The organism is Chloroflexota bacterium, from assembly GCA_013152435.1.
Classification (GTDB): Bacteria; Chloroflexota; Anaerolineae; order DUEN01; family DUEN01; genus DUEN01.
The window spans coordinates 16822-31959 of record JAADGJ010000090.1 but is presented as its reverse complement, the minus strand read 5'-3'; the positions used below and the strand labels follow the sequence as shown (position 1 = coordinate 31959).

Annotated in this window: 8 protein-coding genes; all 8 read left to right on the top strand. The window is 66.8% G+C overall.

Annotated elements, in window-relative coordinates; all coding sequences use genetic code 11:
• Positions 1-1844 (top strand): hypothetical protein (locus GXP39_13005; GenBank protein ID NOZ28954.1); only part of this gene is annotated, 1844 nt, incomplete at its 5' end.
• A gap of 97 nt (positions 1845-1941) precedes the next feature.
• Positions 1942-2595, top strand: coding sequence for a hypothetical protein (locus GXP39_13000; protein NOZ28953.1), 654 nt, complete (start codon positions 1942-1944; stop codon positions 2593-2595).
• 44 nt (positions 2596-2639) lie between these two features.
• On the top strand, positions 2640-3185 hold the full coding sequence (locus GXP39_12995) for a hypothetical protein (GenBank protein NOZ28952.1): 546 nt from the start codon (positions 2640-2642) through the stop codon (positions 3183-3185).
• A gap of 177 nt (positions 3186-3362) precedes the next feature.
• Positions 3363-4079 (top strand): response regulator transcription factor, encoded by a 717-nt coding sequence (locus tag GXP39_12990; GenBank protein NOZ28951.1) that lies wholly within the window; start codon positions 3363-3365, stop codon positions 4077-4079.
• Positions 4054-5526, top strand: a complete 1473-nt coding sequence (locus GXP39_12985; GenBank protein ID NOZ28950.1) for a HAMP domain-containing protein — start codon at positions 4054-4056, stop codon at positions 5524-5526. The genes GXP39_12990 and GXP39_12985 overlap by 26 nt, the downstream gene beginning before the upstream one ends.
• A gap of 387 nt (positions 5527-5913) precedes the next feature.
• Positions 5914-10647, top strand: a complete 4734-nt coding sequence (locus tag GXP39_12980) for a phospholipid carrier-dependent glycosyltransferase (GenBank protein ID NOZ28949.1) — start codon at positions 5914-5916, stop codon at positions 10645-10647.
• A gap of 113 nt (positions 10648-10760) precedes the next feature.
• The gene (locus tag GXP39_12975) at positions 10761-13370 is read left to right on the top strand and encodes a hypothetical protein (protein ID NOZ28948.1); all 2610 of its coding nucleotides are present in this window, start codon (positions 10761-10763) and stop codon (positions 13368-13370) included.
• Complete coding sequence (locus GXP39_12970; GenBank protein NOZ28947.1) at positions 13367-15097, top strand: hypothetical protein; 1731 nt, start codon at positions 13367-13369, stop codon at positions 15095-15097. Before GXP39_12975 ends, GXP39_12970 begins: the two co-directional genes overlap by 4 nt.
• Positions 15098-15138 lie beyond the last annotated feature (41 nt).

Here is a 15138-nt window from a genome sequence, read left to right as displayed (position 1 = left end):
CGGTGGAGAGCCTGCCCAGCAGCGGCCTCATCGGCGACTGGGTGGTGAGCGGCCGCACGGTGCACGTCAGCGCCGAGACCCGGATCGACCAAGAGGACGGCCCCGTGGCCGTGGGCGCCGAGGTCGAGGTGAAAGGGCGGATGCGGTCAGATGGCTCCGTGGACGCCACCAAGATCGAGGTGAAGCGAAGCTCCGGCGATCATCCGGGCGATCAGATGGTGAAGTTCTACGCGGTGGAGAGCCTGCCCAGCAGCGGCCTCATCGGCGACTGGGTGGTGAGCGGCCGCACGGTGCACGTCAGCGCCGAGACCCGGATCGACCAGGAGGACGGCCCCGTGGCCGTGGGCGCCCGAGTGGAAGTGAAGGGCTGGTTGCAGTCGGACAACTCGGTGAACGCGACCAAGATCGAGGTGAAGTCAAGCTCCGATGACGGCCCGGGGAACCATCAGTACGTGAAGTTCTACGGCACGGTGGAGAGCCTGCCCGCCAACGGTCTCATCGGCGAGTGGGTGGTGAGCGGCCGCACGGTGCACGTGGGCGCCGAGACCCGAATCGACCAGGAGGATGGTCCCGTGGCCGTGGGCGCCCGGGTGGAGGTCGAGGGCTGGCTGCAGTCGGACAACTCGGTGAACGCGACGAAAATCGAGACGAAGTCGAGTTCCGGAGGCAACGACCACCCGGGCGATCAGACGGTGAAGTTCTATGGCACGGTGGAGAGCCTGCCGGCCAATGGCCTCATCGGCGAGTGGGTGGTGAGCGGATACGTCGTGCATGTGACATCGGCCACCCGGATCGAGCAGGAGCACGGCGTCGTACAGGTGGGCGCCTACGTGGAGGTGAAGGGAAGCCTGCAGTCGGACGGCTCTGTCAATGCCTACAAGGTTGAGGTGAAGATCAGCACCGGGGGAGGCAGTGGCAGAAGCCACAGCTACGCCAAGTTCTACGGCATCATCGAGAGCCTGCCGAACACGCCGGGGTGGATCGGTGACTGGACCGTGGGCGGGCGCACGGTGCGTGTGAGCGCTGCCACCCGGATCGAGCAGGAGGACGGGATCGTCGCTGTCGGCGCCTACGTCGAGGTCAAGGGATGGGCCCAGAGCGATGGCTCCGTGGACGCCACCAAGATCGAGGTCAAGGCGGCCCCGGGCGGCATGATGCAGGCCTCCGTGAAGTTCTATGGCACGGTCCGGCAGCTTCCGGAGGGCGGCCTGGTGGGCACCTGGATCGTCGGGGATCGGGCCGTCCAGGTCAGCGATCTCACCCGGATCGAGCAGGAGCACGGCCCCGTGCAGGTGGGCGCCTACGTGGAGGTACACGGCTGGCTGCAGAGTGACGGCTCCGTCCAGGCGACCAAGATCGAAGTGAAGGAGGACTTCGGCGGCGGAAGCCACGGCGAGATGGCCAAGTTCTACGGCACCATCGAAAAGCTCCCGGCGGGCGGGATGACGGGCGACTGGATCGTCAGCGGACGGCTGGTTCGGGTGAGCAACACCACCCGGATCGAGGCCCGACGGGGCTCGGTGCAGGTGGGCGCCTACATCGAGGTCGAGGGCCGGCTGCAGAGCGATGGCTCCATGAACGCCGTGAAGATCGAGGTGAAGTCCACCGGCCATGTCGGCGGCGGGAGCATGGGGTTCGTCAAGTTCTACGGCGTGGTCGAGGACCTGCCGGCCAGCGGCCTGATCGGCGACTGGGTGGTCAACGGGCGGATCGTGCGTGTCTCCGCCAGCACCCGCATCGAGATGGAGCACGGTCAGGTGCGCATGGGCTCCCTGGTCGAGGTGAAGGGCGCTCAGCAGGCCGACGGCTCGGTCACGGCGTACAAGATCGAGGTCAAGCGCTAGGGGAAGCGGGTATCGACCCGAGCAACGTGGCCGAAGGAGCGGTCAGGGCGACTGCCCTTCGGCCACTTTCTGCCCACGACTTTTGGAGAGGTGATCCATGAGAAAAGCGACGGTTTTGCTGTTGGGGATCTGGCTGGGGATAGGGGCGCTGTTGCCCACATGGAGCCAAGCGAGCGGGTTGGCGGAGGCCCCCCAGGCCGGGTCGACCGGGACGGGGGTCCTCTACCTGCCGTACATCTCGGGCTCCAACGCCTCGCAGCGCTGCACACCCGAGGAGCTCATCCGGGACGGCGGCTTCGAGGCCGGGACGCCGAGCGCCGTCTGGCAGGTGCAGAGCAATGTCTTCAGCGATATCCTGGACGACACGCCCGTTCCGCCCGCCCATGGCGGCGACTGGAAGGCGTGGATGGGAGGGGACAACCGGGTGCAGGAGAGCCTCTGGCAGGCCTTCACCGTGCCCTCCGACGGAGCGGGCATCCGGGTGAGCTACTGGTGGCGGGTGGATACCTTCGAGACGAGCCACCCGTTCGATACGCTGCAGGTGCAGATCCGGGACGCGGCGGGAAACCCGTTGCGCACGCTGGAGGTGCTGACGGACGGAGATCTCAGCACCGAGTGGCAGCAGAGCACCTTCTCCGTGAGCGGCTACGCCGGCGAGAAGCTCCAGCTGAGCTTCCGGGCCCAGACGGACGACACGAACCCGACCAGCTTCTTCATCGATGATGTCAGCGTGCAGAAGCTTTGCAAATAGCGTATTCCCATCGAGTTGACCCAGGCGTGTGAGGTGATGTTGCGATGTCGGAGTTGTTGAATACACCCATTCATCCACTGATCGTGCACTTCCCCATCGTGCTGCTGCTCATGTCGATCGTCTTCGGCGTGGCGGCGCTGTGGCCGCCCCTTCGCCGGCTGCGATGGGCGGAGCTACTCTCCCTGGCGGGAGGCGTGGCGGCCGCTCTGCTGGCGGAGGAGACAGGAGAGGAGAGCCTGGAGGGGATGCAGGCGTTCCTCCTGCGATCCCCGGAGGCGCAGGCGATCGCCCAGCGCCACGCCACGCTGGCCGAGGCCGTGGTCGTCGTGTTCGGTCTCCTGCTGGCGATGCGGCTGGCGATCGGGGTATGGCAGGTGTGGCAGTTCCTCCGCGAGCCATCGCCCGAGGCAAGCGGGCGAGAAGGGCTCCTGGAGGCGATCATCTCCCGCGCGGAGCGCGTGCCCAGGGCAGCCGTGGTCGTGTACTTCGCGGGGGCAGCCGTAGGCGCAATCCTGCTGATCCTGGCGGGACACTACGGCGGGCAGCTGGTCTACGTGTACGGCATCGGCGTGGCGCTGGCCGGAAGGTGATCGTGTGAGGGGGATGGAGCCGGGCCGGATGGGACACGTTGTGCCATCCGCCGGCTCTGTGTATACTCCTGGTGGCGCATCCCCGGGCACCTCCACCCCGGCCAGGGATAGCCTCGCCGGCCCTGGATGCGACCCCTTGAGGAGGTAAGCGGTCAGGAGATGGGGGATACCGACGTCATCGCAACGGTGCTGCTGATCGAGGACGATGAGAACATCGCCGAGCCCCTGGTCTTCGGCCTGCGGGAGGAGGGGTTTCGAGTGCTCCACGCCGCGAACGGCCGGCAGGGCATCGCGCTCGCCCGCTCCGAGCAGCCGGACATCATCCTCCTGGACGTGGTGCTGCCCGACATCAATGGGTTCACGATCTGCAGGACCCTGCGCGACGAGTCGGCCGTGCCTATCATCATGCTCACGGCGCGCGGGCAGGAGATGGATCGGGTGATGGGGCTGGAGCTGGGGGCGGACGACTACATCGTCAAGCCGTTCAGCTTCCGGGAGCTGGTGGCCCGGGTGCGCGCCACCCTGCGTCGCCGGGAGCTGGACCGGGGACAGGAGTCCGCAGCCGGCGATCGCATCGTGGTGGGAGAGATCGTGCTGGATCGCATGGCGCGGCAGGTGTGGCGGGCCGGTCATCTGGTGGAGCTGCGCCAACGGGAGTTCGATCTGCTGCACGCGCTGATGGAGCGCGTGGGGCAGGCGGTCTCCCGTCAGGATCTGTTGGATCGGGTGTGGGGGCCCGACTGGATCGGGGATTCCCGAACTTTGGATGTGCATATCCGCTGGCTGAGGGAGAAGCTGGAAGACGACCCCTCGGCGCCGCGTTATATTCAGACCGTGCGAGGTTACGGTTATCGATTGGTGGACCCACATGTACCGTCGGATAGTCCCGCGTAGTCTGCAAGGCCGCCTCCTGCTCACCTATCTGGCCCTGACGATCCTGGGCCTGGGGGGGCTGCTCGTCTGGACGGGCATCCGCCTCCAGGGGGCCATCGTGGAGCAGGCCGAACATGAGCTGGAGCTCCAGGCCCTGGTCGTCGCGAACGCCCTTCACGATCCCATCGAGGCGTGGTATGAGGGAGAGAGGCCGGACGGGCGACCGCTGGATGTCCTCGTCTACTCGTACGCGCAGAGCGCGGCCGCCCGCGTGACCGTGATCGATACCGACCTGCGGGTGGTCTTCAGCTCCGACGAGGCGATCCCCATGCACTTCGAGCGTGAACACCCGGAGATCGCGGCCGCGCGCCAGGGGTTGGAGCAACACGACATCCGCCAGGACGAGTGGACGGGCGAGGAGCGGCTATTCGTGGCGGCCCCGATCATGCGGGAGCGGAACGAGGTCGAGGGCATCGTGCAGCTGTCCGTGCCCATGGGGCCGCTGTACGCCGAGATGCGACGCACATGGCTCAGCCTGCTGGGGGCAGGCGGCGTCGTCCTGGCCGTGGTCGTGCTGGCCAGCGTCTGGTTCGCCCGCCAGATCGTGGAGCCGGTCCGGAGGTTAACTGTGGTGACGGAGGCCGTGGCTTCCGGCGACCTGGAGCAGCAGGTGGAGCCTTCCGGCCCGGACGAACTGAAGCGACTGGGGCGGGCCTTCAACCGGATGGCGGAACAGGTGCGGGAGATGCTCGTATGCCAGCAGGCGTTCGTGGCGAACGCCGCCCACGAGCTGCGCTCCCCCCTCACCAGCATCCGCCTCCGGATCGAGATGCTCCAGCGCTACCTTGAGGAGCGGCCGGAGTTCGCCCGCCGCTACCTGCGCCAATTGGAGGGGGAGGTAGCGCATTTGCAGCGAGTGGTCGAGCACCTGTTGATGCTCTCCCGGCTGGACGAGGTCCAGGAGCTCCCGCGCACGGCGCTGGACCTGGCCCCGGTCCTGTACGAGCTAGCCGACGAGATCGGCCCACTGGCCCAGGAGGCCGAGCTGCGCCTGCAAGTGGAGGTGCCCCCCCATCTCCCCCCTGTCGCCGCCCACGTCGACGCCATCAGCATGGCGGTGCGCAATCTGCTGGACAACGCGATCAAGTACACGCCGCCCGGCGGCCGGATCACCCTGCGAGCCGACGTACTGCCGGGCCATCGGCAGGAAGAGGGCGATTCACGCCCCGCCTTCGTGACCATCCAGGTGGCGGACACCGGACCGGGAATCCCCGCCGAACACCTGCCGCACATCTTCGATCGCTTCTACCGGGTGGACGAGATGCGGCCGCGACAGCCGCGCGGCGCGGGGCTGGGGCTGTCGCTGGCGCGCTCGGTGGTGGAGGCCCACGGCGGCCATATCGATGTCGAGAGCGAGGAAGGGAACGGCACCGTGTTCACCGTGCGCCTGCCCGTAGCCAACACCTAGTGAGGTATGCCCACCCAAAGCTGATGGAGCGTGGGAGCTCCATCAGCGGCAGCAGCTCCCATGCTGCCGCTGGTTGTCCCTATGCCCCGCCGGCACAGAGCGGGGCTTCCCCTGCGAGCGCGACCCGCGTGTTCCCTGAGCGCGTATCGCCGCTACCCGGGCTTTTTCAAAGCGTCAGAGGCGATTCATGAATCACCTCTGCCCGGGGTCAGCTCTTCCAGACCTCTCCAAGGGACGCGCGCACGCGTGGGGCCATCGCCGAGGAGAGGCCCTGATTACCGCTATCCACTTTACTTGTCATGGTTCGCGCCGGATGCTATAATCGCCCTGGTGGACTAAGACCACATGGAGGCCATGGTGGCGCGTGCCCAAAGGTGGCTCGTCGGGGTGCAACGCCGAGGCGAGTCGCTCCTACTCATCGGCATCCTCATCCTATCCCTGGCCCTGCGGCTGTACGACGTCAATTGGGACGAAGGACACCACGCGCATCCGGACGAGCGCTGGATCAGCATCGTGGCCACGGAGATCCGTTGGCCTGACGATCTATCCACCGCCTTCGATCCCCACGCGACCACCTGGAATCCCCTGTATAACTACAACGAGAGCAAGGCGGCGGGCGAGTACCGTATGCGCCACTTCGCATACGGGCATCTCCCGCTGTACCTCCTGACCGTCGTCGCCTGGGCCCTCCATAACCTGGCGCCGCTGGCGGAGAAGCTGGGCGCGCCCGAAGGCCTGGTGCACTGGCTGTTCATGGCCAACACGTACGACGGCTTCCCCCAGGTCGGCCGCCACCTATCCGCCCTGTTCGACACCGGCACGGTGCTCCTGATCTACTGGATCGGGCGACGGGTGTACGATCGGCGGGTGGGGCTGCTGGCCGCGGCGTTCTCCGCCCTGACGGTGATCCAAATCCAGCTGGCCCACTTCTACGCCTTCGATCCGGTGGCCACGTTCTTCATCATGGTAGCGCTCCTGGGCGCCATCCGCATGGCCCAGGAGGGCGACGTGCGCTCGGCGGTGCTGGCCGGGGTGGGGGCCGGATGCGCCGTCTCCTCCAAGTTCAGCGCCCTACCCATCCTGGCCGCCCTGGGGATCGGCGCGCTGATCCCCGCCTGGCGCGCCCTCCGCCGACATGGGGTGAACAGCCCCCAAATGGCGGTGCAGCTCTCCCGCGGCGTGAAGCTGGCGCTGATCGCGATCCTCTGCGCCATCCTGGCCTTCGCCGTCACGTCCCCCTTCGCCCTGCTGGACTGGAAGGCCTACCGCATCTCGGTGATCGAGGAGCAGGGGGCGATGGTGCGCGGCAAGGCGGACTTCCCGTACACGCGCCAGTATCGCGGCACGACGCCCTATCTCTATCAGATCGAGCAGCAGGTGCGCTGGGGGATGGGATGGCCGCTGGGCGTGATCGCGTTCCTGGGGTTTGGCTGGGTCCTGGTGCGAGCGGCGCGCGGCCGGGCCCGACCCGAGGAGTGGGTCCTGCTCTCCTGGGTGGTCCCCTATTTCGGCATCACCGGGGCCTTCATGGTCAAGTTCATGCGGTACATGTTGCCGGTGGTGCCGCTCTTCGCGCTGATGGGCGCGGCCATGCTGTGGACGTGGTGGGACGCGGGGAGGCGGGCGAGAGAGCTGGCGAATCAGCGAGAGAGCGAGTCGGCGAGTCAGCAAGAGAGCGAGTCGGCGAGTCAGCGAGAGAGCGAGTCAGCGAACCAGCGAATCGGCGAGCCAGAGGGTCAGCAGGATGCCCTCACGCAATACGCAACACGCGACACGCAGCACGCGCCACGTGATTACGTATTACGTATCGCGTATTACGCCGCTCCCCTCCTCATGGCCCTGGTGCTCATCGGCACGGCCATTTGGGCGCTGGCCTTCGTCAACGGCGTATACGGCAGCACACACCCCTGGATCCAGGCCTCCCGATGGTTCTACGAGAACGCCCCGGATGGCTCGGTGATCCTGTGGGAGTACTGGGACGATCCCCTGCCGCTGCAGCTGTCGGAGCCGGGCATGAATATGGCGGCTCACGGCTTCCGCCACATCGCCTGGGGACCGTTCGAGGAGGACACGCCACAGAAGTTCGAGCTGATGAAGTCCATGCTGCGCCAGGCCGACTTCATCTCCATCGCCTCGAATCGGATCTACCGGGCCGTGCCTCGGTTGCCGCAGCGGTATCCCATGACCATCCGCTACTACCAGCTCCTGTTCGAGGGGAAGCTGGGCTTCGAGAAGGCGGCCGAGTTCACCGCTTATCCCCGGCTGGACGGGCTGGTCTTCGTCGATGACGACGCCGATGAGAGCTTCACCCTGTACGATCATCCCAAGCCGATGATCTTCCGCAAGGTGCGCGATCTGACGGACGAGGAGTGGGATGCGCTGCTGGGCGGCTCGTGGGAGGGGGCGATCCCGTACTACACCGGCTCTCGCCAGGACCGACAGCGGGAGGTGGCCAGCGGCGGTGGGCGGCGCAAGAGCCTGCTGCTTAATCGGCCCGTGGATGAGCTGCCCGTGGTATACGACTTCCGCTGGAATCGCCTAGCCAGCCGATCGCCCGCGCTGGCGGTGATCGTGTGGTGGCTGGCGCTGGCCGTCATCGGCGCGCTGGCGTGGCCGCTGACCTTCGCCGTGTTCGCCAATCTCCGCGATCGAGGCTATCCCTTTGCCCGAGGGCTGGGGTGGCTGGTGATCGGCTGGATCGTATGGATGCTGGCCAGCCTGCGGATCATGCGCAACGCGCTGCCCACGATCTATCTGGCGCTGGCCTTGCTGGCGGCGCTCTCCTACCTGCTGTGGCGTCGGCACCGGGCCGAGATGGCGAGCTTCTGGCGAGCGCAGCGGCCGTTGATCCTCCTGCACGAGGCGGTCTTCGGCCTGGCCTTCCTGTTCTTCGTATTCATCCGCTTGCTGAACCCCGACCTATGGCAGCCGTGGAACGGCGGCGAGAAGTTCATGGAGTTCGCCTTCCTCAACGCCATCCTGCGGAGCCCGTACTTCCCGCCGTACGATCCGTACTTCGCCGGCGGGTACATGAATTACTACTACTACGGCCAGTACCTGGTGGCGCTGCTCATCAAGCTCACGGGCATCATCCCGTCGGTGGCATTCAACCTGGCCGTGCCCACGCTGTTCGCCCTCACCGTCTCCGGCGCGTTCGGGTTGGTGTACAACCTGGTTCCCGTGCGGAGAGAGGGCCGGGCCCGGTTCTGGGCGGTCGGCGTGGGCTGGGGGCTGCTCGGCGGCATCTTCGTGGCGCTCATCGGGAACCTGGACGGCATGGGACAGGTATTGCGCAGCCTGGCGAGGATCGGCGGCAGCGAGTTCGAGAGCGGGATCCCCGGGCTGCAGACGCTGGTACGGGCGATAGCGGGGTTGCGCGCCGTGCTCTTCCAGGGCGTCCCCCTGCCCTCCTACGACTATTGGGGGCCGAGCCGGGTGATCCCCTACACCATCAACGAGTTCCCATTCTGGAGCTTCCTGTTCGCCGACTTGCACCCGCATATGATCGGCATCCCCTTTACCATTCTCTTCCTGGGGCTGGCCTACAACATGGTGGCCGGATACGGCAGCTCCTGGACGTCCGAGGGCCGACTGGAGGGGGCACTCTCATTCCTGGCGCTGCCGCTGACCCTGGGAGCGTTGGGGGTGATCAACACGTGGGACCTCCCCACGTATCTGGGCATCGGCGTCCTGGCCTTCCTGTTGCGGGAATGGCGGGGATATGGGCTGCGGCCTCCTGGGGCGTTGGTGTGGGGGCGCATTCGCGTCCGCCATCTGCTGCTCTACGTGATCGGGCTGATAGGCCTGGCCCTGGGGATGTACGTGCCGTTCTATTGGCACTACGCGGCCGTGGGATCCAGCGGCGTGGGGATCGTGCGCCACCCCAAGACGCAGGTGACCCAGTGGCTGATGATCTGGGGGTTCCTGATCTTCCTGGCCATCGTGTTCGTCTTCAGCGAGGCACGCCAGCGGCCGTCGCGCTGGCGAGGAGCGGATGGCCGCCCGCTGGGCTTCGTGCGTTGGGTGCATCTGACCCTCGCCCACTGGGATCGGCCCGCCCGGCTGGTGGAGCTCCATCGCTCCCTGGTGCGGGCACCTACGGTGGGATATGTGCTGGCGCGCTGGGCCGTGATCCTGAGCCTGGTGATCGGCGTGGTGGCGCTGATCCTGGGATATCGGGTGGTGGCCTTCCTGTGGCTGCCCCTGCTGGCGGCCGCCTTTCTGTTGATCCGCAACACGAGCTCGCCGGAGGATCTGTTCACCGGCGCGCTGATCTTCACCGGCATCCTGGTGCTGGCCGGTGTGGAGGTCTTCTTCCTCAGGGATTTCCTGTGCGGGTGCCCGCCGGGCAGCGATACCGTGGGCGACTTCTACCGCATGAACACGCTGTTCAAGTTCTACATCCAGGGCTGGGTACTGCTGGGGACAGGTGGCGCGGCCGCGCTGGCCCGGTTGTGGCCGCGAGTGACGACCCGATGGCCGCGTCCATGGCGGGTCGCCTGGGAGGGAGCGTTCGTCGTGCTGTTGGCCTCCAGCCTGGTCTTCCCCGTGCTCGGGACCCCCGCCCGGGTGAACGATCGCTTCCCGGGGCCGCGGCCGCCGCGCAACACACTGGACGGCATGGCGTACATGACGGTGGGCGTCTACACCTGGCCAAACGGGAACAACCCCATCGAGCTACGTTACGATTACGAGGCCATCCGGTGGATGTTGGACCATATCCGGGGAACCCCGGTGGTCGCCGAGGCCCCAGCCGGCTGGTACCTCGTCAACGGGCAGAACGTAGGATACGACTACTACCGGGCCGGCGGGCTGCGCGTCTCCTCCATGACAGGGTTCCCCACGCTGTTGGGGCAGCATCAGGGTGAGCAACGGTATGGCGACCAGGTCGGGCGGCGAGAGAACGATGGGAAGGAGCTGTTCCAGACGACGGATCCCGCCCGGGCACAGGCGCTGATGGACCAGCTCCGCATCACCTACCTTTACATCGGCAAGCTGGAGCGCACCCTCTTCTCCCCGGAGAGCCTGGCCAAGTTCGACCAGATGGTGGCCGACGGCCGGCTAAAGATCGTCTACCAGAACCCCCAGGTCACCCTGTACAAGGTGCGATGGCGGGAGTAGGCGAGAGACATTTACGTCTTACGCAACACGCAACGCGCAACACGCAACACGCAATACGCAATACGCAACACGCAATACGTAAAGATTGATCCGTAAAGGCGCAAAGAGCGACCATGATCGATTTGCTGCGCTGGTACGTCGCAATCGAGATCATCGGGCTGGTGGCCTGGCCGCTGTGTTGGCGGCTGTGTGGCAACCTGGCCGATCGCGGCTATGGGCTCAGCAAGGCGTTCGGCCTGTTGCTGGTCTGCTACACGCTGTGGATGACGTCCAGCCTCGGCTTCATGGGCAACGATCTGGGCGGCGTGCTGGCCAGCCTGCTGATCGTGGCCGCGCTGTCACGGTGGGCGTTGAGCCGGGAGGGACAGAATTGGGAGACGTTCCGGACATGGGTTCGCGGGCACGGCCGGATGATCGCGTTCAGCGAGGGGCTATTCCTGTTCGCCTTTGTCGCCTGGGCCATCTTCCGGGCCTACGATCCGGCCATCGCCGGCACCGAGAAGCCCATGGAGTTCACCTTCCTCAACGGCATCCTGCGCAGTGATCGCTTTCCGCCGCTAGACCCCTGGCTGTCGGGCTATGCGATCAGCTACTATTACTTCGGCTATGTGATGCTGGCCGTGCTCGTCCGGCTGTCCGGCGTGCCCTCAGCGGTGGGGTTCAACCTGGGGCTGGCGACCTGGTTCGCGCTTACAGTTTTGGGCGCCTTCAGCGTGACCTACAGCCTGCTCTACGCGGGGCGGCGGGCCGCCGAGCGCAGGCTGGCGCCCGCCCTGTTGGGCTCGCTGTTCGTCGCCCTGCTGGGCAACCTGGAGGGCCTGTTCGAGGTACTGCACACGCGCGGCATCGGATCCCCGGCGCTGTATCGTTGGCTGGATGTGAAGAACCTGGACACCGCCCCGACCACCGGCCGCTGGCTGCCCACAGACACCTGGTGGTGGTGGCGGGCCTCACGGGTCATCCAGGACCGGGACCTGTTGGGGCGCAGCATCGGCGTGCAGCCCATCGACGAGTTTCCCTTCTTCAGCTTCCTGCTGGGGGACATGCACCCCCATGTTCTGGCGTTACCCTTCGTGCTGCTGGTCATCGGGCTGGGGCTGAACCTGCTTCTACACAGCAGACAACATACATCACGCAACACGCGATACACGACACGTATTGCGTATTACGTAACACGCAACACGCAATACGCAATACCGATGAGATGGGCCGGCGTTCTACTCTACGCGCTGGCGCTGGGCGCGTTGGGATTCCTCAACACATGGGATTTCCCCATCTACCTGTTCCTGGTCACGATGGCGTTCGGCCTGAGGCGAACGATCGATTATGGACGCAGGACGGCGGAGGAAAGACAGAAGGCGACGGGCGAGGGGCTTTCGCCCTCCGCCCAGCGTTTATCGTCCTCCGTCATCGTCGATGTCCTTCGTATGGGCATCGTCCTGGGCGTGTTGGGGGTCCTGCTCTACCTGCCCTTCTACATCGGGTTCTCGTCCCAGGCGGGGGGCATCCTGCCCAACCTGATCTTCCCGACCCGGCTGCACCAGTTCGGGCTGATGTTCGGCACCTTCCTGTGGGCGCTGGCCTGCCTGCTGGCCGTGCTCACCGCGACGGTGGGCTGGCGTGAGGTGATCCGCCGGGCCCTGGGATGGCTGCCGGTGACGCTGGGAGCGCCCATCGTGGTGGCCGCCCTGGCCGCGCTGGTGCTGCAAATGACCCCCGGCGGGCGCTTGTTCCTACAGGGGGTGCTCAGCCAGCCGGAGGTGCAGGAGCAGGTAGGCGGCCTGGGGACGGGACAACTGCTGCTGGAGATCGCCGGGGTGCGACTGCGCACGCCGGGCACCACACTGCTGTTGGCGATCGGGCTGGCGTGGGTGCTGGGGTTGCTGTGGGCGCGCGTGGAGAGGCCCCAGCTGGAGGCCGAAGACCCCATCAGCGGATACGTGCTGGTCATGGTCGGCACGGCCTTCCTGCTGACCTTTGCGGTCGAGTGGGTATACCTGAAGGACACCTTCGGCGTGCGCATGAACACCGTGTTCAAGTTCTACTACCAGGCCTGGGTGCTGATGGCGCTGGCGTCAGCTTATGGCGTCGTGCGCCTCGCTCGACACGGAAGCGGCGAAGGACGAACGACGAGCGACGGAAAACGGACCGCCGCATTCGTCCTCCGCCTATCATCCATCGCCCTCGTCTCGCTGCTGGTGGCCGCGGGGCTGGTGTATACAGCGGCCGCCGGATACAGTAAGGCTAACGGCTTCCAAGGCGAGGCGACGTTGGACGGCATCGCGTTTCTGAGACGCTTCCAGCCGGATGATGCGGCGGCCATCGACTGGCTACAAGCCCACGTGGAGGGCGCCCCCGTGGTGCTGGAGGCGCCGGGCGGCTCGTACAGCCCATACAACCGCATCTCCATGGCGACGGGGCTGCCCACCCTGTTGGGCTGGGATGGCCACGAGCTGCAGTGGCGCGGCGAGCGCTTCGGCGAGGTGACGGCCGGGCGACCCGAGGCTATTGAGCGCATCTACCGCTCGGCCAGGGGGCGGGAGCTGGTCGATTTGATGCGCTCCTGGGACGTGGACTACCTGTATGTGGGCAACCTGGAGCGAGAGAAATTCCATCTCACACCGGCGTCCATCAGCCGGTTCGAGCAGACATTATGGAAGGTCTACGAGGAGGGCTCGGTGCGCATCTATCGGCGGCCGGGGCAGGTGGAGGCGACGCGATGACGGCGGCTGAGCAGCCCATGACGAAGCAGGTGAGCTTCCCCCAATGGCTCACGTTGGAGCGTGCGGCCTACGGCGGGATCGTACTGTTCGCCGGCGTGTGGCGGGCGTTTCAGCTGGGCCTGTACCCGTTGGGACCGGGCGAGGTACGCCAGGCGCTGACAGCCTGGGAGGCCGCCCAGGGCAAGCCCGTGACGCTGTGGGGATTGAGCCCGCTGCTATTCACGCTCCAGGAGGCCACGTTCTTCTTCGCCCAGTCCGGCGATGCCCTGGCTCGCCTCTGGCCCATGCTGGCCGGGCTTCTCATCTGCCTGATCCCGTACGCGCTGCGGCGGCGGATCGGGCGAGAGGCCGCGCTGCTGGCGGCCGGATTCCTGGCCCTCTCCCCGACGCTGACGTATTTCGCCCGCTACAGCTCCGGCGATGTGATGGCGGCTGCGGCGGCGCTGGGCGCCTTTGCGGCGGCGCTGGCCGCACGAGAGGATGCCCGCTGGCTGCCCTGGGGAACGGTCGCCCTGGCTTTCGGGCTGATCAGCGGGCCGGGCATCTACACCGCCCTGCTGGCCTGGGCGCTCGCCGCCGTCCTATGGGGGCGAGCCGACGTCACCGCCGTCTGGAGCGCCGGGTGGGCGGAGGGACACGCCCGGCGTGCGTTGCTCCTGGGCGGCCTGGTGTTCCTGTTGGGGGCCACATCCTGGCTGCGCCACTGGGACGGCGTGGGCGCGGCCGCGGGCGTGTTGGGCACGTGGGCGGCCCGCTGGGCTCGCCCGGAGGCCGGCTACCCGATCTACTGGCCCCTGCTGCGCCTCGCCCTGGACGAGCCGTTGCTGGTGGCGTTCGGGCTCTATGGGGCCGCGTCCGGGGTGCGCCGGGGCGACGGGCTGACGAAGACGCTGGCCCTGTGGGCGGGATTGGCCGTGCTCTGGCCGACGCTGACGCCGGGCCGCCAGCCGGAGGATCTGGTCATGGCGATCCCGCCGCTGGCACTGCTGGCAGCCCTGGGGGCGATCGCCTTCCTGCGCCAGGTGGACCTGGGCGACATCCGATGGGAGGCCACCCTGATCATCGTCGCACTGGCTGCCCTATCGGTGACCGTATACGTATGGGTTTCCGGGTACAGCCTGTGGGGCACGGGGGAATACGCCGCCTCGATGCTGGCGCCGCTGGGACTGATGGTCGCCCTGGTGATCTTCTTTGGGTTCTGGGCCGACTGGCGGGCCGCCGCCCAGGTGACGATCCTGTTCCTGTCGGGCGTGGGGATCCTATGGATGCTGAGCGCGGGGTGGATCAACGCGCACGGCGTGGACCTCAATCGCCGCCCGGCGGTGCGCTTCGAGATGACCTCCGTGGAGGTGCGGATGGTGCGCTCCGACCTGGAGCGCCTATCCGAGCACAGGGTGGGCGACGCGCACCTGCTGCCGATCGAGATCATGGACACGCCGCAGGCCCCGGTGCTGCGCTGGTACCTGCGCGAGATGAAGGACGTTCAGATCGTCGGCGCGCCACTGCGCGGCGAGGCGGCGCCGGTGGTGATCACGCCACTCATGGAAGAGCTGGCCCCCGGCGAGAAATACAACGGCCGGGGATTCGTCGTGACCGAGCGATGGGAGCCAATGGAGTTACAAAAGCGTGACCTGGTACGCTGGCTGTTGCTGCGCCAGAGCACGGTGCCGGCAGGGCAACAGCGCGCCATTCTGTGGGTGGAACGAGAGGAACAGCCCGGAGAGTGAGGTACGTAATGCGTGGTGCGTAGTGCGTGGTGCGTAGCGTG